Annotated in this window: 27 protein-coding genes and 1 pseudogene; 24 read left to right on the forward strand and 4 right to left on the reverse strand. The window is 67.4% G+C overall.

The genetic code is table 11. The annotated features are described in order from the left end of the window. Window position 1 precedes the first annotated feature (1 nt). From rplX to truA, 19 genes are all read left to right on the forward strand, one after another. Window positions 2-325 carry a 50S ribosomal protein L24 gene (gene rplX, locus AB0M63_RS01575; RefSeq protein ID WP_067367101.1) on the forward strand — a complete coding sequence of 108 codons (324 nt, stop codon included), beginning with the start codon at window positions 2-4 and terminating at the stop codon, window positions 323-325. Then, a complete protein-coding gene (rplE, locus tag AB0M63_RS01580; protein WP_020132628.1) occupies window positions 325-882 on the forward strand; it encodes a 50S ribosomal protein L5 in 558 nt (185 codons plus the stop codon). Before rplX ends, rplE begins: the two co-directional genes overlap by 1 nt. Window positions 883-887: 5 nt before the next feature. Continuing rightward, on the forward strand, window positions 888-1,073 hold the full coding sequence (locus tag AB0M63_RS01585; protein ID WP_003948630.1) for a type Z 30S ribosomal protein S14: 186 nt from the start codon (window positions 888-890) through the stop codon (window positions 1,071-1,073). Between the two features lie 209 nt (window positions 1,074-1,282). Continuing rightward, a complete protein-coding gene (rpsH, locus tag AB0M63_RS01590) occupies window positions 1,283-1,681 on the forward strand; it encodes a 30S ribosomal protein S8 (RefSeq protein WP_013001411.1) in 399 nt (132 codons plus the stop codon). A 22-nt stretch (window positions 1,682-1,703) separates the two neighbouring features. Further along, complete coding sequence (gene rplF / locus AB0M63_RS01595) at window positions 1,704-2,243, forward strand: 50S ribosomal protein L6 (RefSeq protein WP_355905184.1); 540 nt, start codon at window positions 1,704-1,706, stop codon at window positions 2,241-2,243. Between the two features lie 3 nt (window positions 2,244-2,246). Further along, a complete protein-coding gene (gene rplR / locus AB0M63_RS01600) occupies window positions 2,247-2,630 on the forward strand; it encodes a 50S ribosomal protein L18 (protein ID WP_019055526.1) in 384 nt (127 codons plus the stop codon). A 37-nt stretch (window positions 2,631-2,667) separates the two neighbouring features. Further along, entirely contained in the window at window positions 2,668-3,273 is a 606-nt protein-coding gene (rpsE, locus tag AB0M63_RS01605; RefSeq protein WP_006376045.1) for a 30S ribosomal protein S5, read from the forward strand. Further along, window positions 3,273-3,455, forward strand: a complete 183-nt coding sequence (gene rpmD / locus AB0M63_RS01610; protein WP_006376032.1) for a 50S ribosomal protein L30 — start codon at window positions 3,273-3,275, stop codon at window positions 3,453-3,455. The genes rpsE and rpmD overlap by 1 nt, the downstream gene beginning before the upstream one ends. A gap of 2 nt (window positions 3,456-3,457) precedes the next feature. After that, a complete protein-coding gene (gene rplO / locus AB0M63_RS01615; protein ID WP_189190330.1) occupies window positions 3,458-3,913 on the forward strand; it encodes a 50S ribosomal protein L15 in 456 nt (151 codons plus the stop codon). 186 nt (window positions 3,914-4,099) lie between these two features. Next, window positions 4,100-5,413 (forward strand): preprotein translocase subunit SecY, encoded by a 1,314-nt coding sequence (gene secY, locus AB0M63_RS01620; protein ID WP_328831007.1) that lies wholly within the window; start codon window positions 4,100-4,102, stop codon window positions 5,411-5,413. Beyond that, window positions 5,413-6,078: an adenylate kinase gene (locus tag AB0M63_RS01625; protein ID WP_355905190.1), complete on the forward strand. Its 666-nt coding sequence runs from the start codon at window positions 5,413-5,415 to the stop codon at window positions 6,076-6,078. Before secY ends, AB0M63_RS01625 begins: the two co-directional genes overlap by 1 nt. Window positions 6,079-6,180: 102 nt before the next feature. Then, window positions 6,181-7,017, forward strand: a complete 837-nt coding sequence (gene map / locus AB0M63_RS01630) for a type I methionyl aminopeptidase (RefSeq protein WP_366018004.1) — start codon at window positions 6,181-6,183, stop codon at window positions 7,015-7,017. Between the two features lie 276 nt (window positions 7,018-7,293). Beyond that, complete coding sequence (gene infA, locus AB0M63_RS01635; protein ID WP_003948620.1) at window positions 7,294-7,515, forward strand: translation initiation factor IF-1; 222 nt, start codon at window positions 7,294-7,296, stop codon at window positions 7,513-7,515. 59 nt (window positions 7,516-7,574) lie between these two features. Continuing rightward, window positions 7,575-7,688: a 50S ribosomal protein L36 gene (gene rpmJ / locus AB0M63_RS01640; RefSeq protein ID WP_003998809.1), complete on the forward strand. Its 114-nt coding sequence runs from the start codon at window positions 7,575-7,577 to the stop codon at window positions 7,686-7,688. Between the two features lie 191 nt (window positions 7,689-7,879). Further along, a complete protein-coding gene (gene rpsM, locus AB0M63_RS01645; protein WP_019055531.1) occupies window positions 7,880-8,260 on the forward strand; it encodes a 30S ribosomal protein S13 in 381 nt (126 codons plus the stop codon). Between the two features lie 69 nt (window positions 8,261-8,329). Next, window positions 8,330-8,734 carry a 30S ribosomal protein S11 gene (rpsK, locus tag AB0M63_RS01650; RefSeq protein ID WP_003956432.1) on the forward strand — a complete coding sequence of 135 codons (405 nt, stop codon included), beginning with the start codon at window positions 8,330-8,332 and terminating at the stop codon, window positions 8,732-8,734. Between the two features lie 119 nt (window positions 8,735-8,853). Further along, window positions 8,854-9,876, forward strand: a complete 1,023-nt coding sequence (locus tag AB0M63_RS01655; RefSeq protein WP_019055532.1) for a DNA-directed RNA polymerase subunit alpha — start codon at window positions 8,854-8,856, stop codon at window positions 9,874-9,876. A gap of 83 nt (window positions 9,877-9,959) precedes the next feature. Beyond that, window positions 9,960-10,454 carry a 50S ribosomal protein L17 gene (rplQ, locus tag AB0M63_RS01660; RefSeq protein ID WP_366018005.1) on the forward strand — a complete coding sequence of 165 codons (495 nt, stop codon included), beginning with the start codon at window positions 9,960-9,962 and terminating at the stop codon, window positions 10,452-10,454. Between the two features lie 70 nt (window positions 10,455-10,524). Further along, entirely contained in the window at window positions 10,525-11,370 is an 846-nt protein-coding gene (gene truA, locus AB0M63_RS01665; RefSeq protein WP_355905201.1) for a tRNA pseudouridine(38-40) synthase TruA, read from the forward strand. Between the two features lie 31 nt (window positions 11,371-11,401). On the opposite strand, the gene AB0M63_RS01670 is transcribed toward truA, so the two are convergent. Continuing rightward, entirely contained in the window at window positions 11,402-12,280 is an 879-nt protein-coding gene (locus AB0M63_RS01670; protein ID WP_355905204.1) for a hypothetical protein, read from the reverse strand. A gap of 347 nt (window positions 12,281-12,627) precedes the next feature. Between AB0M63_RS01670 and rplM the strand changes: the two genes are divergently transcribed. From rplM to glmM, 3 genes are all read left to right on the forward strand, one after another. Beyond that, a complete protein-coding gene (gene rplM / locus AB0M63_RS01675; RefSeq protein ID WP_280878443.1) occupies window positions 12,628-13,071 on the forward strand; it encodes a 50S ribosomal protein L13 in 444 nt (147 codons plus the stop codon). A 41-nt stretch (window positions 13,072-13,112) separates the two neighbouring features. After that, the gene (gene rpsI / locus AB0M63_RS01680) at window positions 13,113-13,640 is read left to right on the forward strand and encodes a 30S ribosomal protein S9 (protein ID WP_328831012.1); all 528 of its coding nucleotides are present in this window, start codon (window positions 13,113-13,115) and stop codon (window positions 13,638-13,640) included. Between the two features lie 183 nt (window positions 13,641-13,823). Continuing rightward, window positions 13,824-15,182 (forward strand): phosphoglucosamine mutase, encoded by a 1,359-nt coding sequence (gene glmM / locus AB0M63_RS01685; RefSeq protein WP_355905209.1) that lies wholly within the window; start codon window positions 13,824-13,826, stop codon window positions 15,180-15,182. Here glmM and AB0M63_RS01690 read toward each other — a convergent pair. Next, a pseudogene (locus AB0M63_RS01690) lies at window positions 15,125-15,601 on the reverse strand (AfsR/SARP family transcriptional regulator); the annotation flags it as partial. The gene glmM and the pseudogene AB0M63_RS01690 sit on opposite strands and share 58 nt — an antisense overlap. A 488-nt stretch (window positions 15,602-16,089) precedes the next feature. Here AB0M63_RS01690 and AB0M63_RS01695 point away from each other — a divergent pair. Continuing rightward, a complete protein-coding gene (locus AB0M63_RS01695; RefSeq protein WP_366018006.1) occupies window positions 16,090-16,533 on the forward strand; it encodes a hypothetical protein in 444 nt (147 codons plus the stop codon). A gap of 10 nt (window positions 16,534-16,543) precedes the next feature. Here AB0M63_RS01695 and AB0M63_RS01700 read toward each other — a convergent pair whose 3' ends face one another. Beyond that, window positions 16,544-17,482 carry a DUF389 domain-containing protein gene (locus tag AB0M63_RS01700; RefSeq protein ID WP_355905217.1) on the reverse strand — a complete coding sequence of 313 codons (939 nt, stop codon included), beginning with the start codon at window positions 17,480-17,482 and terminating at the stop codon, window positions 16,544-16,546. Window positions 17,483-17,517: 35 nt separating this feature from the next. Then, window positions 17,518-18,486 carry a type I pantothenate kinase gene (gene coaA / locus AB0M63_RS01705; protein WP_355905219.1) on the reverse strand — a complete coding sequence of 323 codons (969 nt, stop codon included), beginning with the start codon at window positions 18,484-18,486 and terminating at the stop codon, window positions 17,518-17,520. A 189-nt stretch (window positions 18,487-18,675) separates the two neighbouring features. On the opposite strand from coaA, the gene glmS reads away from it, so the two are divergent. Then, entirely contained in the window at window positions 18,676-20,523 is a 1,848-nt protein-coding gene (glmS, locus tag AB0M63_RS01710) for a glutamine--fructose-6-phosphate transaminase (isomerizing) (protein ID WP_355905221.1), read from the forward strand. Window positions 20,524-20,525 lie beyond the last annotated feature (2 nt).

The following is a 20,525-nucleotide window of genomic DNA, read 5'->3' on the forward strand; positions in this document are numbered from 1 at the left end:
CATGAAGATCAAGAAGGGTGACACGGTTCAGGTCATCACCGGCAAGGACAAGGGCAAGCAGGGCAAGGTCATTGCCGCTTACCCGCGCGACGAGCGCGTCCTGGTCGAGGGTGTCAACCGGGTCAAGAAGCACACCAAGGCCGGCCCGACCGCCAGCGGTTCGCAGGCCGGCGGCATCGTCACGACCGAGGCGCCGATCCACGTCTCCAACGTCCAGCTGGTCGTTGAGAAGGACGGCAACAAGGTCGTCACGCGTGTCGGCTACCGCTTCGACGACGAGGGCAACAAGGTTCGCGTTGCCAAGCGGACGGGTGAGGACATCTGATGGCTACCACCACCACTCCGCGTCTCAAGACGAAGTACCGCGAGGAGATCGCGGGCAAGCTGCGTGAGGAGTTCTCCTACGAGAACGTCATGCAGATCCCCGGCCTCGTCAAGATCGTGGTCAACATGGGTGTCGGCGACGCCGCCCGTGACTCCAAGCTCATGGACGGTGCCGTCCGTGACCTGACCACCATCACCGGTCAGAAGCCGGCCATCACCAAGGCCCGCAAGTCCATCGCGCAGTTCAAGCTGCGCGAGGGTCAGCCGATCGGTGCCCACGTCACGCTCCGTGGCGACCGCATGTGGGAGTTCCTGGACCGCACCCTGTCGCTCGCGCTCCCGCGCATCCGCGACTTCCGTGGTCTGTCTCCCAAGCAGTTCGACGGTCGTGGCAACTACACCTTTGGTCTCACCGAGCAGGTCATGTTCCACGAGATCGACCAGGACAAGATCGACCGCGTCCGGGGTATGGACATCACCGTGGTGACCACGGCGACCAACGACGCCGAAGGCCGTGCCCTTCTCCGTCACCTCGGCTTCCCCTTCAAGGAGGCGTAAGCGAGATGGCGAAGAAGGCTCTGATTGCCAAGGCTGCTCGTAAGCCCAAGTTCGGTGTGCGTGGCTACACCCGCTGCCAGCGCTGCGGCCGCCCGCACTCCGTGTACCGCAAGTTCGGCCTGTGCCGCGTGTGCCTTCGTGAGATGGCTCACCGTGGCGAGCTGCCGGGCGTGACCAAGAGCTCCTGGTAGTCCGGTAGTTCCGGACTCCCGAAGCTCTCGGTAAGTAAAGGGCTCGGTCAGGTGCCCACCCCTTCATGGCTTAGGCTAGGAGGGTTGGGCGCCTGACGCCCAAACGACTTACTACGCCGTAGGTCCACCGCACCGCACCCGCCTCGTCTCGGATCGAGGAGAGGGATGGGCACCTGGAAACCCCGGCGAGAGAGGCCGAAGGCCAATTCATGACCATGACTGATCCGATCGCAGACATGCTTACGCGTCTGCGGAACGCGAACTCGGCATACCACGACTCCGTGACGATGCCGGCATCGAAGATCAAGTCTCACATCGCGGAGATCCTCCAGCAGGAGGGCTTCATCACGGGCTGGAAGGTCGAGGACGCCGAGGTCGGCAAGAACCTCGTCCTGGAGCTGAAGTTCGGCCCCAACCGTGAGCGCTCCATCGCGGGCATCAAGCGGATCTCCAAGCCCGGTCTCCGGGTTTACGCGAAGTCCACCTCCCTGCCCAAGGTGCTGGGCGGCCTCGGCGTGGCGATCATCTCCACGTCGCACGGTCTCCTCACCGACAAGCAGGCCGGCAAGAAGGGCGTAGGCGGAGAAGTTCTCGCCTACGTCTGGTAGCGGAAAGGAATCGGAAGAAGCTATGTCGCGTATTGGCAAGCTCCCCATCACGGTTCCCGCCGGCGTGGACGTCACCATCGACGGCCGTACGGTCTCGGTCAAGGGCCCCAAGGGCTCGCTGACCCACACCGTCGCATCGCCGATCGACATCGCCAAGGGTGAGGACGGCGTTCTCAACGTCACCCGCCCCAACGACGAGCGTCAGAACAAGGCCCTGCACGGCCTGTCCCGCACGCTGGTGGCGAACATGATCACCGGCGTGACCCAGGGTTACGTGAAGAAGCTCGAGATCAGCGGTGTCGGTTACCGCGTCGCGGCCAAGGGTTCGAACCTGGAGTTCGCTCTGGGCTACAGCCACTCGATCACCGTCGAGGCGCCCGAGGGCATCTCGTTCAAGGTCGAGAACCCGACCCACTTCTCTGTCGAGGGCATCGACAAGCAGAAGGTCGGCGAGGTTGCGGCCAACATCCGCAAGCTGCGCAAGCCCGACCCGTACAAGGCCAAGGGCGTCAAGTACGAGGGCGAAGTCATCCGGCGCAAGGTCGGAAAGGCGGGTAAGTAAGCCATGGCATACGGTACGAAGATCGCTAAGGGCGACGCTTACAAGCGTGCTGCCATCAAGCGTCGTCACATCCGCATCCGGAAGCACATTTCCGGTACGGCTGAGCGTCCGCGCCTGGTCGTGACCCGCTCCAACCGCCACATCGTGGCCCAGGTCATCGACGACATCAAGGGTCACACCCTGGCGTCGGCGTCGACCCTGGACACCTCGATCCGCGGCGGCGAGAGCGACAAGTCCGCGCAGGCCAAGTCGGTCGGCGCCCTGGTCGCCGAGCGCGCCAAGGCCGCCGGTGTCGAGGCTGTCGTATTCGACCGTGGCGGTAACCAGTACGCGGGGCGCATCGCCGCCCTGGCGGACGCCGCCCGCGAAGCCGGACTGAAGTTCTAGTCGCTTCCGTAGCTAGCGGAAAGAGAGAGGTAATCCAATGGCTGGACCCCAGCGCCGTGGAAGCGGTGCCGGTGGCGGCGAGCGGCGGGACCGGAAGGGCCGTGACGGCGGCGCTGCTGCCGCCGAGAAGACCGCGTACGTTGAGCGCGTAGTCGCGATCAACCGCGTCGCCAAGGTTGTCAAGGGTGGTCGTCGTTTCAGCTTCACCGCGCTGGTCGTGGTGGGCGACGGTGACGGCACCGTGGGTGTCGGTTACGGCAAGGCCAAGGAGGTGCCGGCCGCCATCGCCAAGGGTGTTGAGGAGGCCAAGAAGCACTTCTTCAAGGTCCCCCGTATCCAGGGCACCATCCCGCACCCGATCACGGGCGAGAAGGCCGCGGGCGTCGTCCTGCTCAAGCCTGCTTCCCCCGGTACCGGCGTTATCGCCGGTGGCCCGGTGCGAGCTGTCCTGGAGTGCGCCGGCGTGCACGACATCCTGTCGAAGTCGCTCGGCTCGTCCAACGCGATCAACATCGTGCACGCGACCGTGGCGGCCCTCAAGGGCCTGCAGCGTCCCGAGGAGATCGCGGCCCGCCGCGGTCTGCCCCTCGAGGACGTCGCCCCCGCGGCTCTCCTTCGTGCACGTGCCGGGGCGGGTGCGTAATGGCTCGCCTCAAGGTCACGCAGACGAAGTCGTACATCGGCAGCAAGCAGAACCACCGTGACACACTGCGGTCCCTTGGTCTCAAGGGGATCAACACCGTGGTCGTCAAGGAGGACCGCCCCGAGTTCCGCGGAATGGTGCACACCGTCCGCCACCTCGTGACGGTTGAGGAGGTCGACTGATCATGGCGGAGAACAACCCGCTCAAGATCCACAACCTCCGTCCCGCCCCGGGCGCCAAGACCGCCAAGACCCGTGTGGGTCGTGGTGAGGCGTCGAAGGGTAAGACGGCCGGTCGTGGAACCAAGGGTACGAAGGCCCGTTACCAGGTTCCGGAGCGCTTCGAGGGTGGCCAGATGCCCCTCCACATGCGTCTTCCGAAGCTGAAGGGCTTCCGCAACCCGTTCAAGACCGAGTTCCAGGTCGTCAACCTCGACAAGCTGGGCGCGCTGTACCCGGAGGGTGGCGAGGTCACCGTAGAGGGTCTCGTCGCCAAGGGTGCCGTTCGCAAGAACAGCCTCGTCAAGGTCCTCGGCCAGGGCGAGATCTCGGTGGCGCTGCAGGTGACGGTGGACGCCGTCTCCGGCTCCGCCAAGGAGAAGATCACCGCCGCCGGCGGTACTGTCACCGAGCTCGTCTGAGTCTCTCGGACGTCACGATGACGTAAGCGATCCCGACCGGGGATACCCCATAACGGGGTATCCCCGGTTGGTCGTTCCACGGGGGCAGTGTCGCCGGTAAGGTGGCCTGCACTGTTCTGTTTCGTATTCGTCGAACCTCAAGACCGTCACCCTTGACGCACTGGCGCGGGGGTCGCAGGAGGCACCGTGCTCACCGCGTTCGCCCGGGCGTTCAGGACGCCCGACCTGCGCAAGAAGCTGCTCTTCACGCTCGGCATCATCGTGGTCTACCGGGTCGGTACCCACGTTCCGATCCCCGGCGTCAACTACACGGCCGTACAGCAGTGTGTGACCGAGGCCTCCGGCAACCAGGGCCTCTTCGGTCTGGTCAACATGTTCTCCGGCGGTGCGCTGCTGCAGATCACGGTCTTCGCGCTCGGCATCATGCCGTACATCACCGCGAGCATCATTCTGCAACTGCTGACCGTGGTGATCCCGCGTCTGGAAGCCCTCAAGAAAGAGGGCCAGGCCGGTACGGCGAAGATCACGCAGTACACGCGCTATCTGACCGTGGCGCTCGCCATCCTGCAGGGCACCGGCCTGGTGGCCACCGCCCGCAGCGGCGCCCTCTTCTCCGGCTGCACGGTCGCGACGAGCATCGTCCCGGACCGTGCCATCTTCACGACCATCACCATGGTCGTCACCATGACCGCCGGCACCGGCGTCGTGATGTGGCTCGGCGAGCTCATCACCGACCGCGGCATCGGCAACGGCATGTCGATCCTGATGTTCATCTCGATCGCGGCCACCTTCCCGTCCGCGCTGTGGACCATCAAGAAGCAGGGCACGCTGGCCGGCGGCTGGATCGAGTTCGGCACCGTCATCCTCGTCGGCCTGGTGATGGTCGGCCTGGTGGTCTTCGTCGAACAGGCCCAGCGCCGTATCCCGGTGCAGTACGCGAAGCGCATGATCGGCCGCCGTTCCTACGGCGGTACGTCGACCTACATCCCGCTGAAGGTCAACCAGGCGGGTGTGATCCCGGTCATCTTCGCGTCGTCGCTGCTCTACATCCCGGCTCTGGTCGCGCAGTTCTCCAGCGGCGACGCCGCCTGGAAGACCTGGGTGACGCAGAACCTGACCAAGGGCGACCACCCGATCTACATCACCGCGTACTTCCTCCTGATCGTTTTCTTCGCGTTCTTCTACGTGGCGATCTCCTTCAACCCCGAGGAAGTCGCCGACAACATGAAGAAGTATGGTGGCTTCATCCCGGGCATCCGGGCTGGCCGACCGACCGCTGAGTACCTGAGCTACGTACTCAACCGGATCACCTGGCCGGGTTCGCTGTATTTGGGTCTGATCGCTCTCGTACCGACGATGGCGTTGGTCGGCTTCGGGGCAAGCCAGAACTTCCCGTTCGGTGGTACCAGCATCCTGATCATCGTGGGTGTGGGTCTGGAGACGGTGAAGCAGATCGAGAGCCAGCTCCAGCAGCGCAATTACGAAGGGTTCCTCCGCTGATGCGAATCGTCCTCGTCGGGCCGCCGGGTGCCGGTAAGGGTACGCAGGCTGTGCGCCTCGCCAAGACGCTGCACATCCCGCACATCTCCACGGGCGACCTCTTCCGTGCCAACATCAGTCAGGCCACGGAACTCGGCAAACTGGCGAAGTCCTACATGGACGCGGGCAACCTGGTCCCGGACGAGGTCACCATCGCGATGGCCAAGGACCGCATGGAGCAGCCGGACGCGGTCAACGGCTTTCTGCTGGACGGCTTCCCGCGCAATGTGTCGCAGGCCGAGGCGCTGGACGAGCTGCTGAAGACCGAGGGCATCAAGCTGGACGCGGTGCTCGACCTGGAGGTCTCCGAGGACGAGGTGGTCAAGCGCATCGCCGGCCGCCGCATCTGCCGGAAGGACTCCAGCCACGTCTTCCACGTGACGTACAGCCCGGCCAAGCAGGAAGGCGTCTGCGACGTCTGCGGCGGCGAGCTGTACCAGCGTGACGACGACTCCGAGGACACGGTCCGCACCCGCCTGGAGGTCTACCACACGCAGACCGAGCCGATCATCGACTACTACAAGGCCCAGGGCCTGGTGGTCACGATCTCCTCGCTCGGTCCGGTGGACGAGATCACCCAGCGGGCGCTGGAGGCGCTGAAGCGCGAGGACGAGAGCGACAAGTAGTAGCCAGGCAGTTCCGGCCGCGGTGCCCGCACGGGTGCCGCGGCCGTACTGTTGTGTACAGCCATTCCCATGTGACACGGAAGACGGAGAGCGCAGGCCCCCATGGTGCAGATCAAGACCCCCGAGCAGATCGCCAAGATGCGCGAGGCGGGGCTGGTCGTCGCCGCGATCCACGCGGCCACGCGTGAGGCCGCGGTGCCCGGCGCCAGCACGAAGGATCTGGACGAGGTCGCCCGCAAGGTCCTCGCGGACCACAACGCGAAGCCGAACTTCCTCGGCTACGGCGGCTTCCCGGCCACCATCTGCACCTCGGTGAACGAGGTCGTCGTCCACGGCATCCCCTCCGACGAGGTCGTCCTCAAGGACGGCGACATCATCTCCATCGACTGCGGCGCGATCATCGACGGCTGGCACGGCGACGCGGCGTACACCGCCTTCGTCGGCTCCGGCCACGCCCCCGAGCTGATCGAGCTCTCCCGGGTCACCGAGGAGTCGATGTGGGCCGGCATCGCGGCCATGAAGCTCGGCAACCGCCTGGTCGACGTCTCCCGCGCCATCGAGACGTACATCCGCCGCCAGCCGAAGCCCGGCGGCGGCAAGTACGGAATCATCGAGGACTACGGCGGCCACGGCATCGGCACCGAGATGCACATGGACCCGCACCTCCTCAACTACGTCGAGAAGCGCCGCGGCAAGGGCCCCAAGCTGATTCCCGGCTTCTGCCTGGCCATCGAGCCCATGGTCTCCCTCGGCACCCCGAAGACCGAGGTCCTCTCCGACGACTGGACGGTCATCACGACCGACGGCACATGGTCCTCCCACTGGGAGCACTCGATCGCGCTGACCGAGGAGGGCCCGCTCGTGCTGACGGCTCCCGATGGTGGGAAGGCGAAGCTGGCGGAGCACGGGATCACGGCTGCGCCGGATCCTCTTGCTTAGTTCTTCGGCCGAGGGGCACGGTGGGGGCTTGTCGCGCTCACGCGGCGGCAGCCGCACATCGGCACAGACCCGCGCCGCTTTGGGACGCGTCTCCCGGGGCGCTATACAGCCCCGTGTGCTTAACGATCTACGCGTTGGGGCATCCTTCCTCGATTCGTCTTTCCGAGAGGCCTGACGTAGACTGACTCGTCGGCTCTCGTGCACCCGCATGTCCGCATGCACCCCGCAAGGGGAACGCACCGAGTCGATCAAGGTAGTCGATTCGAAGGGCGAAGCGTGGCCAAGAAGCAAGGTGCCATCGAGATCGAGGGCACTGTCGTCGAGTCTCTTCCGAACGCCATGTTCAAGGTCGAGCTCCAGAACGGCCACCAGGTCCTGGCACACATCAGCGGCAAGATGCGTATGCACTACATCCGTATCCTCCCTGACGACCGGGTCGTGGTGGAGCTGTCTCCGTACGACCTCACGCGTGGCCGGATCGTCTACCGCTACAAGTAGATCTTGCCCAGGTTCCGCGCGAGCGGCGCCGAAGGCAACTGACCCGGAGAACCTCACCAATGAAGGTCAAGCCGAGCGTCAAGAAGATCTGCGACAAGTGCAGGGTGATCCGCCGTCACGGTCGGGTCATGGTCATCTGCGAGAACCCGCGCCACAAGCAGCGCCAGGGCTGACGCACGACCTTCCCTCTGCATCGATTCGCAGAGTTTCGCGCGACGCGAGCAATACATGTTCATACGCAGGACCCGGGCGTAGTAGGCGCCCGACACCCCCGGCTCGGAGGCCGGGGACCCGATTCGTACCTGGTACGGCGGTCGGGATCCGGTTCTGCGGAAGACCTCCGAAGATCAACTGGAGCCATTGAATGGCACGCGTTTCCGGTGTCGACATCCCGCGCGAAAAGCGCGTGGAGGTCGCCCTCACCTACGTGTTCGGCATTGGTCGGACCCTTTCCCAGCTGACGCTGGCCGAGACCGGCATCGACCCCAACACCCGCGTTCGCGACCTCTCGGAAGAGCAGCTCGTCGCGATTCGTGAGTACGTCGACGCCAACATCAAGACCGAGGGTGACCTCCGTCGCGAGATCCAGGCCGACATCCGCCGCAAGGTGGAGATCGGCTGCTACCAGGGTCTCCGTCACCGTCGTGGTCTGCCCGTACGCGGTCAGCGCACCAGCACGAACGCTCGTACCCGCAAGGGTCCGCGTCGCGCCATCGCCGGCAAGAAGAAGCCGGGCAAGAAGTAGTCCGCAGCGGACAACGCTTCATCAGCGGTCTTCGCTGTAGGACCGACCACCTCCCCGTAGGAGTAATAGATGCCCCCCAAGGGTCGTCAGGGCGCTGCCAAGAAGGTGCGCCGCAAGGAAAAGAAGAACGTCGCTCACGGCCACGCGCACATCAAGAGCACGTTCAACAACACGATCGTCTCGATCACGGACCCCTCGGGCAACGTGATCTCCTGGGCCTCCGCCGGCCACGTCGGCTTCAAGGGCTCGCGCAAGTCCACCCCCTTCGCCGCGCAGATGGCCGCCGAGTCGGCCGCCCGTCGCGCGCAGGAGCACGGCATGCGTAAGGTCGACGTCTTCGTGAAGGGCCCGGGCTCCGGTCGCGAGACCGCGATCCGCTCCCTCCAGGCCACCGGTCTTGAGGTCGGCTCCATCCAGGACGTCACCCCCACCCCGCACAACGGCTGCCGCCCGCCGAAGCGCCGCCGCGTCTGACGCACGGCCGGTAGTTCTGGGCTTTCGGGCGGTACGACTCTTCGGAGACGTATCGCCCGTACCCTTGCAGTAACAGCAGGACGTCAAATAGCGGGCGTCCATGACTGAAGGAATCACACATGCTGATCGCTCAGCGTCCGTCTCTGACCGAAGAGGTCGTGGACGAGTTCCGCTCCCGGTTCGTGATCGAGCCGCTGGAGCCGGGCTTCGGCTACACCCTCGGCAACTCCCTCCGTCGCACCCTCCTCTCGTCGATCCCCGGCGCCGCTGTCACCAGCATCCGGATCGACGGGGTCCTGCACGAGTTCACCACCGTGCCGGGCGTCAAGGAGGACGTCACCGACCTGATCCTCAACATCAAGCAGCTCGTGGTCTCCTCGGAGCACGACGAGCCGGTCGTGATGTACCTGCGCAAGCAGGGTCCGGGTCTGGTCACCGCCGCCGACATCGCGCCCCCGGCCGGTGTCGAGGTGCACAACCCCGACCTGGTCCTGGCCACGCTGAACGGCAAGGGCAAGCTGGAGATGGAGCTGACGGTCGAGCGTGGCCGCGGTTATGTCTCGGCCGTGCAGAACAAGCAGGTGGGCCAGGAGATCGGCCGTATTCCGGTCGACTCCATCTACAGCCCCGTGCTGAAGGTCACGTACAAGGTCGAGGCGACGCGTGTCGAGCAGCGCACCGACTTCGACAAGCTGATCGTCGACGTCGAGACCAAGCAGGCCATGCGGCCGCGTGACGCCATGGCGTCGGCCGGCAAGACCCTGGTCGAGCTGTTCGGTCTCGCGCGCGAGCTGAACATCGACGCCGAGGGCATCGACATGGGCCCGTCCCCCACGGACGCCGCCCTTGCCGCCGACCTCGCGCTGCCGATCGAGGAGCTGGAACTCACCGTCCGCTCCTACAACTGCCTCAAGCGCGAGGGCATCCACTCCGTGGGTGAGCTCGTGGCTCGTTCCGAGGCCGACCTCCTGGACATCCGTAACTTCGGTGCGAAGTCCATCGACGAGGTCAAGGCGAAGCTGGCCGGCATGGGCCTGGCCCTGAAGGACAGCCCGCCCGGATTCGACCCGACGGCCGCTGCCGACGCCTTCGGCGCCGACGACGACGTGGACGCGGGTTTTGTGGAGACCGAGCAGTACTGATCGGTTGTTGCCGGTGAGCATCCGCTCATCGGGTCCTGACCCCGGTACCTCATACGGCCGGGGCAGATACCAAGGAGAAAGACATGCCGAAGCCCACCAAGGGTGCCCGTCTGGGCGGCAGTGCCGCGCACGAGAAGCTGCTGATCGCGAACCTCGCGAAGTCGCTCTTCGAGCACGGCCGTATCACCACCACCGAGGCGAAGGCCCGCAAGCTGCGGCCCTACGCCGAGCGTCTGGTCACCAAGGCGAAGAAGGGCGACCTTCACAACCGTCGTCAGGTGCTCCAGGTGATCACGGACAAGAGCGTCGTCCACACGCTCTTCACCGAGATCGGCCCGCGCTACGAGAACCGTCCCGGTGGCTACACCCGCATCACCAAGATCGGTAACCGTCGCGGCGACAACGCGCCCATGGCTGTCATCGAGCTGGTCGAGGCGCTGACCGTCGCGCAGGCCGCGACGGGCGAGGCCGAGGCCGCCACCAAGCGTGCCGCGAAGGACGCCGAGGCTTCTGCTCCGGCCGAGGTCGTCGAGGACGCCAAGCCGGCCGAGGCCGACGAGGAGTCCAAGGACGCGTAAGCAGTCCTTCGAGCGGGTCCGTCTCTTCCGAGGGGCGGGCCCGCTTTCGTGCACCTGAAAGGATCCAGGGGTGAGTGACGAAGTTCTGCCCGACCACGTACGCGTACGACTCGATCTCTCCTACGACGGGACCGCGTTCTCCGGGTGGGCCAAGCAGGCCGGGGGACGGCGGACCGTGCAGGGGGAGGTCGAGGACGCGCTGCGGACGGTGACGCGGTCGCAGGAGACCGTGTACGAGCTGACCGTGGCGGGGCGGACCGATGCCGGGGTGCATGCGCGGGGGCAGGTGGCGCATGTCGATCTGCCGGGGGAGCTGTGGGCGGAGCACCGGGAGAAGCTGCTGAAGCGGCTTGCGGGGCGGCTGCCGAAGGATGTGCGGGTCTGGCGGGTGGCGGAGGCTCCCGAGGGCTTCAACGCGCGGTTCGCGGCCCTGTGGCGGCGCTACGTCTACCGGGTCGGCGATCGGCCCGGGGGAGTGGACCCGCTGCTGCGGAACCATGTGCTGTGGCACGACTGGGAGGTGGACGTCGAGGTGATGGACGCCGCCGCCAAGTCCCTTGTGGGGGAACATGACTTCGCCGCCTATGCGAAGAAGCGCGAGGGCGCGTCCACGGTCCGCGAGATCTTCGACTTCGGGGTGCGGCGGCGGGACGACGGTGTCGTCGAGATCGAGGTCCGTGCCGATGCCTTCTGCCACAACCAAGTGCGGTCCATGGTGGGCGCGTTGCTGTTCGTCGGCGACGGGCACCGGGGCGCGGAGTGGCCGCGGAAGGTGCTGGACGCGCGGGTCCGCGACAGCGCCGTGCATGTCGTACGGCCGCACGGGCTGACGCTGGAGGAAGTGGCCTATCCCGCCGACGGCCTGCTCGCGGAGCGGCAGTTGCAGGCGCGGCGGGTGCGGGGCGCGGTGCACTGAGCGGGTGGGCCGCCGGGCCCGCGCCCGCTCGTCAGCCCTGTGCCGCCGCCGATGCCTGCGCCTCGCCCCGCTGGCGGATCTGGTCGAAGGCGAACTTGCCCAGGGCGTCGCCCATGGTGAAGACCTTGGTGTCCTTCGTCGTCACGTCCGTGCCGTTGGTGAAGCCGGCCGTCGTGAAGTAGGCATAGCGGCCATAGGAGTTGGTCGTCGTACGGCAGACCGCGCCTTCGCAGAACGCCTTGACGCCCTTCCCGGACAGTGATTTGACGACGCTCTTGGTGTCTGCCTGCCCTATGGCCTTGGCCGCCTGGGCCTCGGTGTCGAAGAGGGCCACGCCGACCGTGACCGCGATGTCGTCCTTGACGTAGGTGACCCGCATGAGGCGGGTGCAGTGGCTCGCGGTGAGGGCCTTGGGAAGGGTGCCCGAAGTGACGGAGGCGCAGTTCGTGGTGTCGGCCGTCGGGCCCTTCTTGTACACGGTGGAGCCCGCGGTCAGCTGCGTGCCCGGGAACAGGATCTCCGCGCTCAGCGGCGCGGTGTCCTTGGCCTTGCTGGAGATGAAGTCCTTCGGGTCCAGCGGCGGGGGCGCGCTGGTCGGCGCGAAGGACGGCGAACTGGCGCCGGCGCTCGGCAGGGTCCCGCTCGCGGGCAGGTTCGTCGGCTGCCCGGACGCGGTGTCGTCGCCGTTCGCCGACATCACGGCCATGGCCACGGCCGTCCCGACGGCCACCGTCGCGAGCGCGCCGCCGCCTATGAGCAGCAGTCTCTTGCGCCGGTTACGTGTCTCCGCCTGGTCGGCGAGCGCGGCCCAGTCCGGGGTCTCGTCGTCGACGTTGCCGCCCCACGGCTGCTGTGATTGCGGTTTCCAGGGATCCCACTGGGACTGGGGTCCCCCCTGCCCGAAGCTCATGGGACGCATCCTAGACGGGGCAACGGGCGTACAGGTGCGCCTCAATGAGCCCTGGGGCAACTCGCGTTGGGGTTGTCACGGTATGTGCTCGAACCCTCGCTGTGTGCTGCCGCTCGTGGTGGTCACACCCCGTTTTGACCCGTCCGGGGCGGCGCGGGTACTCTTACGGTTTGTTATGCGTATCGGCTTGGTCGTTCTCAGACGAGAAGCCCTTACGTAGGTTCCCTGGAGCAGTTACCAGTGGGCGGCATACGGGACTCGGTCCCGGCCATTGTCGTCCCCAGCTGCACGATCGCTTCAGTGATGCCATGTGTCAGCACCCATCCACTGAAGAAGAAGGCTGCGAAGTGCGTACGTACAGCCCCAAGCCCGGCGATGTGACTCGCCAGTGGCACGTCATTGACGCTCAGGACATCGTCCTGGGCCGTCTGGCTACCACTGCCGCGAACCTCCTCCGTGGCAAGCACAAGCCGACCTATGCCCCGCACATGGACATGGGCGACTTCGTCATCATCATCAACGCCGACAAGGTTCACCTGTCCGGCAACAAGAAGACCCAGAAGCTGGCGTACCGCCACTCCGGTTACCCGGGTGGTCTGCGCTCCGTCCGTTACGACGAGCTGCTGGCGAAGAACCCCGAGAAGGCCGTCGAGAAGGCCATCAAGGGCATGATCCCCAAGAACACCCTGGGCCGTCAGATGCTCGGCAAGCTGAAGGTCTACTCGGGCGACCAGCACCCGCACGCTGCGCAGCAGCCGGTGCCGTTCGAGATCACCCAGGTCGCGCAGTAGTTCCGGCCACACCCCTAAACAGAAAAGATCTGAGGAGAACCGTGGCCGAGACCACCGTTGAGCAGCCGGTCGAAGAGACCGAGACCGAGCTCGTCGACATCGAGAGCTACACCACCGAGTCCGACGTCCCCGTCGAGGGTGAGTACACGTCGGAGTCGCTCGCCGGCCGCTTCGGCGACCCGCAGCCGGCCGCCGGCCTGGGCCGCCGCAAGAACGCCATCGCGCGCGTTCGCATCGTGCCCGGCACCGGCAAGTGGAAGGTCAACGGGCGCACGCTCGAGGACTACTTCCCGAACAAGGTCCACCAGCAGGAAGTCAACGAGCCCTTCAAGGTGCTCGAGCTGGACGGCCGCTACGACGTCATCGCCCGTATCTCGGGTGGCGGCGTCTCCGGTCAGGCCGGTGCCCTGCGCCTCGGCGTGGCTCGCGCGCTGAACGAGGCCGACGTGGACAACAACCGCGGCGCCCTCAAGAAGGCCGGTTACCTCCGTCGCGACGACCGTGCGGTCGAGCGCAAGAAGGCCGGTCTCAAGAAGGCCCGCAAGGCTCCGCAGTACAGCAAGCGTTAATCACGCCTGCTGCGGCAGTAGTACTCCGAACGCCCCGGCGGCACGCCACTCGTGCCGCCGGGGCGTTCGTTTATCACAGCCGGGGGCGTATAAACGGCACAAGGCGCTCAAAGGCTTGTGTGATCGGATGATCAGGCATCGTATGCCTGGGATGCAGGAAATTCGCCTTCCTCAGGAGGACAAGTGGGACGACTCTTCGGCACGGACGGCGTGCGCGGTGTCGCCAACGCGGATCTGACGGCCGAGATGGCGCTCGGCCTCTCCGTCGCCGCGGCGCACGTGCTGGCCGAGGCGGGCACCTTCGCGGGCCACCGGGCAACGGCCGTGGTCGGGCGGGACCCGCGTGCGTCCGGGGAGTTCCTGGAGGCCGCGGTGGTCGCGGGCCTGGCCAGCTCGGGAGTGGACGTACTGCTCGTCGGTGTGCTGCCCACCCCCGCGGTGGCGTATCTCACCGGTGTGCTGGGCGCCGACCTCGGTGTGATGCTCTCGGCGAGCCACAACGCCATGCCCGACAACGGGCTGAAGTTCCTCGCGCGCGGCGGGCACAAGCTCGACGACGAGCTGGAGGACCGGATCGAGAAGATCTACGAGGAGCACCGCACCGGCGCCCCCTGGGACCGCCCGACCGGCTCCGGCGTGGGCCGGGTCCGGCACTACAACGAGGGCTTCGACCAGTACGTCGCCCATCTCATCGGCGTGCTCCCGAACCGGCTCGACGGGCTGAAGATCGTCCTCGACGAGGCGCACGGCGCCGCCGCCCGGGTCTCCCCGGAGGCCTTCTCCCGGGCGGGCGCCGAGGTCATCACGATCGGCGCGGACCCCGACGGCCTCAACATCAACGACGGCTGCGGCTCCACCCACCTGGACCTCCTCAAGGCGGCCGTCGTCGCGCACGGCGCCGACCTCGGCATCGCGCACGACGGTGACGCCGACCGCTGCCTGGCCGTGGACCACACCGGCGAAGAGGTCGACGGGGACCAGATCATGGCCGTGATCGCGCTGGCGATGCGGGAGCGTTCCGCACTGCGCTCCGACACCGTCGTCGCGACCGTCATGTCGAACCTCGGCTTCAAGCTGGCCATGGAGCGCGAGGGCCTGACGCTCGTCCAGACCGCGGTCGGCGACCGCTACGTCCTGGAGGAGATGAAGGAGCACGGCTACGCGCTGGGCGGCGAGCAGTCCGGGCACGTCATCATCCTGGACCACGCGACCACCGGCGACGGCACACTGACCGGCCTGATGCTCGCGGCGCGGGTCGCCGACACCGGCCGTACGCTCCAGGACCTCGCGTCCGTGATGACGCGGCTGCCGCAGGTGCTCATCAATGTGCCCGACGTGGACCGCACCCGGGTGGGCACCTCCGCCGACCTGGCGGCCGCGGTCGCCGACGCGGAGCGTGAACTCGGTTCCACCGGGCGGGTGTTGCTGCGTCCTTCGGGTACGGAGCCGCTGGTCCGGGTGATGGTCGAGGCCGCCGACATCGATCAGGCGCGGTCGGTGGCGGGGCGGTTGGCGGACGCGGTGAAGTCGGCCCTGGGCTGAGCCTCCCGCCGGGGCGGGTGCGGTGCCAAAACGGTGTCCCACCCGCCCGCTCCGGCGGTGAGGACCGGGTCGCCGTCGAGGATGCCCCGGTGCAGTGCCGACAGCTCGCGCCCGGGGTCAAGGCCCAGTTCGTCCACGAGCCGGGCCCGGGCCTGGTCGTAGGCGCCGAGGGCGTCGGCGCGCCGCCCGGTCCGGTGCAGGGCGAGCATGAGCAGCGCCCACAGCCGTTCCCTGAGCGGCTGTTCCACGACCAGTGCGCGCAGTTCGCCGATCACCTCCGCGTGCTCCCCGCAGGCCAGCCGGGCGCGCAGCCAGTCCTCGACCACGGCGGGCCGCATCTCGTCCAGCCGGGCCCGGTCGGCCTCCCCGGAGCCGTACAGCACCAGGTTCTCCAGCGGGGTGCCGCGCCACAGCCGTAGGGCCCGTCCGAAGTACGGTCAGGTCCAACTCGCCGGGGAGTACGGTCAATTGATAGCCGCCGGGGCGTGTTTCGAGTCGTACGGAAGGGTGGGTCCCGGCCACCGCCGAGGTGGGAGACGTAGGACCCCAGACCATGTCGACGAGCCGGGGCACGCTCACCGACCGGTTCGCCGAGAGCAATAGCCCGGCCAGCAGTGAGCGTTGGCGGGCGGCGCGCAGTATCACCACCTCACTCGCGCCGTCCCGTACCTCCAGCGGTCCCAGCAAGCGAAACTCCACGGTGCCCCCCATGCCACGGCCGTGTCCCGATTCCGGCCCCAGCGTGCCAGCGCCACCGCGACGGACCCCGCTGACCTGCGTCTTCTCACTCCAACAGCCGAGCGTGGAGGCGCGCGGTCGTCCTGTACGGGCTCTGTATGTGCCGTGTACGGCCCTCATCGCATGCTGGCTTCGCGAAGCGTTCCGAAGACTTCCGAGGAGGAATCCCGTGAATCTCATGCGATCCGGACTGATCCGCAGGGTGGCGACGCTGGCCGCCGTCTCGGCCGCCGTGCTGGCCTGCACCGTCTCCGCGGCGGACGCCACGACCGTCGGGGCCCGCCATGAGGTGTCGGCGGCACCCGTCGCGCTGCGGGCGGGCAATTTCGCGGGCAGGTGGACCATGGATCAGAGCAATGTGCAGAACATCGCCCTGTTCCTGAACAGTCCCGACGGCGGGGGCGGCTTCACCGGCCTCGCCGCCGTGGGCGGCGACCGCGGGGACATCAACGGCACCATCACCGGGGACAACGTCGTCTTCTTCATCCACTGGAACTTCGGACACACCGGCCGCTACGACGGCCACCAGGGCTCCGACGGCAGGTGGTCCGGTGTGACCACCGACCTCAACGACCCTTCCAGCCAGGCGACTTGGACCGCCCGACCGGCATAGCGCGACGGCCTCAGGAGGCGGCCCGGTCCTGGGCGGGTCGCCTCCAGAGCCATTTCTGCGCCAGCAGGGTGCAGATGCCGGCCAGGACGATACCCAGGAGGTTCAGCAGGAGTTGCTCGACCGAACCCCAGGCCTGGCGGTACTCGGTGAAGGCGAAGGCCACGGCGGCGTTCGCCGCCGCCGGGACCGTCGTCACGGAGATCGCGACGCCGACCAGCGCGCCCGACTTCGCCGAGGTCAGGGACAGCACACCGGCGATGCCCGCCAGGACCGCGACGACGAACGAGAACGCGTCCGGCCGGTAGATGAAGTTGGTGTTGGGCCGCTCGGCCTCCAACTGCACCTTGCTGAACAGGTCGACGCCGTGCATGAAGTACGTGAAGCCGACCGTCACCGCCATCGCCGCCGCGAAGCCCACCAGCAGGGCGGTCAACGAGCGCAGGGCGAGCCGTGGATGGCGTTGCACCACCGACGTGCAGATGCCGGCCAGCGGGCCGAACTCCGGGCCCACCGCCATCGCGCCGACGATCAGGATCGCGTTGTCGAGCACGACACCGCAGGCCGCGATCATCGTGGCGAGCGTGATGAAGGCGACGTAGGTGACGGAGAGCGTCGACTCCTCGTGCGTGGCGTCCGCCAGGTGCTCCCACAACACCGCGTCCGCGCCTTCGCCCGGCGCCTCGTCCTCGGCCTCGTCGGCGCGCGTCGAGAGCGACAGGTCGATGTTCTCGACGGCGATCGAGCCGGTGCGGTCCAGCTCCAACGCCCGTAGCCCGCCGATGAGTTCGTCACCGGCCTCGCGGGCGACGTCGCACATGACGACATCGCCGGCCGGGTTGCGGGCGGCGCCGGGCAGGACGACCAGATGTGTGGTGCCGACCGTCTTCTCGATCAGCCGGACCACGGCGTCGGTCGTGTCGGACGGAGTGATCAGGCGCAGATGCAGCATGGTGCCCTTTTTAACAGTCCGGTCCGACGGCCCGTCTACAGCTTGCGCAGCCGCAGCCGCTGGACCTTGTGGTCCGGGCCCTTGCGCAGGACCAGGGTGGCGCGGCCCCGGGTGGGGGCGATGTTCTCCACCAGATTGGGCTTGTTGATGGTCCGCCACTGGGTGCGGGCGTAGTCGAGGGCCTCCTCCTCGGACACCTGGGTGTACTTGCGGAAGTACGAGTCCGGGTTCTGGAAGGCGGTCTCGCGCAGCCGCTTGAAGCGGTTGAGGTACCAACCCTCGACGTCCTCGGCGTTCGCGTCGACGTACACGCTGAAGTCGAAGTAGTCGGCGAGACCGACCCGGGTGCGCCCGTCCTGGCCGGGCAGCGCCGGCTGGAGGACGTTGAGCCCCTCGACGATCAGGATGTCGGGCCGGCGCACGACGAGCTTCTCGCCGGGGACGATGTCGTAGATCAGGTGGGAGTAGACGGGGGCGGTGACCTCGTCCTTGCCCGCCTTGATGTCGGCGACGAACCGGGTCAGCGCCCGGCGGTCGTAGGACTCCGGGAATCCCTTGCGTGACATCAGCCCGCGGGCCTGGAGCTCCTTGGTCGGCAGCAGGAAGCCGTCGGTCGTCACGCGCTCCACGCGCGGGTGCTCGGGCCAGCGGGAGAGGAGCGCCTGGAGCAGGCGGGCCACGGTCGACTTGCCGCCCGCCACGGATCCGGCGATGCCTATGACGAACGGTGTGCCGGACTGGGAGCCCTGCTCGCCCAGGAAGGTGTTCAGAGCGCCCCTGAGGCCGTCCGTGGCGCCGACGTAGAGGTTGAGGAGTCTGGACAGTGGGAGGTAGATGTCCCGCACCTCGTCGAGGTCGATGACATCACCGAGCCCGCGCACCCTTTCGACCTCCTCGGCGGTGAGCGGCAGCGGCGTCTTGTCGCGCAGCGCGCTCCACTCGGCTCGGGTGAGGTCGACGTAGGGAGTCGCCTCCGGCTTGTGCCGGTGGGCGCTCCGGGGCATCGGGGAGACCGGAGAGATCACAGTCCATTGTTAACGGAGTTTGAACGAGGTGGGGGGTGGGGTGGGTCACGTGGGCGGTCATGGGGACCGTCCACCCGCGCTTCGCGCGTTCTCGATCATGGCCGGAATTTCCGAAATCGGGCACGAAGTGCCGTGTTCCGGCGGCCCTCGGCGCCTAGGCTGCCGCGCATGTGCGGAATCGTGGGATACGTGGGGTCGCAGTCGGCGCTTGATGTGGTGATGGCCGGGCTGAAGCGGCTGGAGTACCGGGGATACGACTCGGCGGGTGTCGCCGTGCTCGCGGACGGCGGGCTGGCGGGGGCCAAGAAGGCCGGGAAACTCGTCAACCTGGAGAAGGAACTGGTCGACCGGCCGCTGCCGGCCGGGTCGACGGGCATCGGGCACACGCGCTGGGCCACGCACGGCGGGCCGACGGATGCCAACGCGCATCCGCATCTCGACAACGCGGGGCGGGTCGCCGTCGTGCACAACGGCATCATCGAGAACTTCGCCTGTCTGCGGGCCGAGTTGGCCGAGCGCGGGCACGATCTCGCCTCCGACACGGACACCGAGGTGGTCGCGCATCTGCTGGCCGAGGAGTTCTCGGCGTGCGCGGACCTCGCGGAGTCGATGCGGCAGGTGTGCCGGCGGCTGGAGGGCGCGTTCACGCTGGTCGCGGTGCACGCGGACGAGCCGGACGTGGTTGTCGGCGCGCGCCGGAACTCGCCGCTCGTGGTCGGCGTCGGCGAGGGCGAGGCCTTCCTCGCCTCCGACGTCGCCGCGTTCATCGCCCACACCCGGTCCGCGATCGAGCTGGGCCAGGACCAGGTGGTCGAGCTGCGCCGGGACGGTGTGACGGTCACCGGTTTCGACGGCGCTCCGGCCGAGGTCCGCTCGTACCACGTCGACTGGGACGCCTCCGCCGCCGAGAAGGGCGGCTACGACTACTTCATGCTCAAGGAGATCGCCGAGCAGCCGAAGGCCGTCGCCGACACCCTGCTGGGTCGCATCGACGTGGATGGCCTGCTCACGCTGGACGAGGTCCGCATTCCGGTCCATGAGCTGCGGGAGATCGACAAGGTCGTCATCGTCGCCTGCGGTACGGCCTTCCACGCCGGCCTCATCGCCAAGTACGCCATCGAGCACTGGACCCGGATCCCGTGCGAGGTGGAACTCGCGAGCGAGTTCCGGTACCGGGATCCGATCCTGGGCGCGCGGTCGCTGGTCATCGCCATCTCGCAGTCCGGGGAGACCATGGACACGCTGATGGCGCTACGGCACGCCCGCGAGCAGGGTTCGAAGGTGCTGGCGATCTGCAACACCAACGGGTCGACGATTCCCCGGGAGTCGGACGCGGTGCTCTACACGCACGCCGGCCCGGAGGTCGCCGTGGCGTCGACGAAGGCGTTTCTGACGCAGCTCGTGGCGTGCTATCTGGTCGCGCTGTATCTCGGTCAGGTGCGGGGCACCAAGTGGGGCGACGAGATCCAGGCCGTCATCCGGGACCTGTCGCAGATCTCCGGTGAGGTCGAGCGGGTGCTGGAAACCATGGAGCCGGTACGGGAGTTGGCGCGGTCGGTGGCCTCCAAGAACACCGTGCTGTTCCTGGGGCGGCACGTCGGGTATCCGGTCGCCCTCGAAGGCGCCCTGAAACTCAAGGAGTTGGCGTACATGCACGCCGAGGGCTTCGCGGCGGGCGAGTTGAAGCACGGGCCGATCGCGTTGATCGAGGAGGGCATGCCGGTGGTCGTCGTGGTTCCCTCCCCGCGCGGGCGCTCCGTGCTCCACGACAAGATCGTGTCCAACATCCAGGAGATCCGGGCCAGGGGCGCGCTGACCATCGTGATCGCGGAGGAGGGCGACGAGACGGTCGTCCCGTACGCCGATCACCTGATCCGGATCCCGGTCACCCCGACGCTGCTGCAGCCCCTGGTCGCGACCGTGCCGTTGCAGGTGTTCGCCTGCGAGCTGGCCACGGCACGGGGCAACGAGGTGGACCAGCCCCGGAACCTGGCGAAGTCGGTGACGGTGGAGTAGCC

It is taken from the genome of Streptomyces sp. NPDC051576 (assembly GCF_040681835.1).
GTDB lineage: Bacteria > Actinomycetota > Actinomycetes > Streptomycetales > Streptomycetaceae > Streptomyces.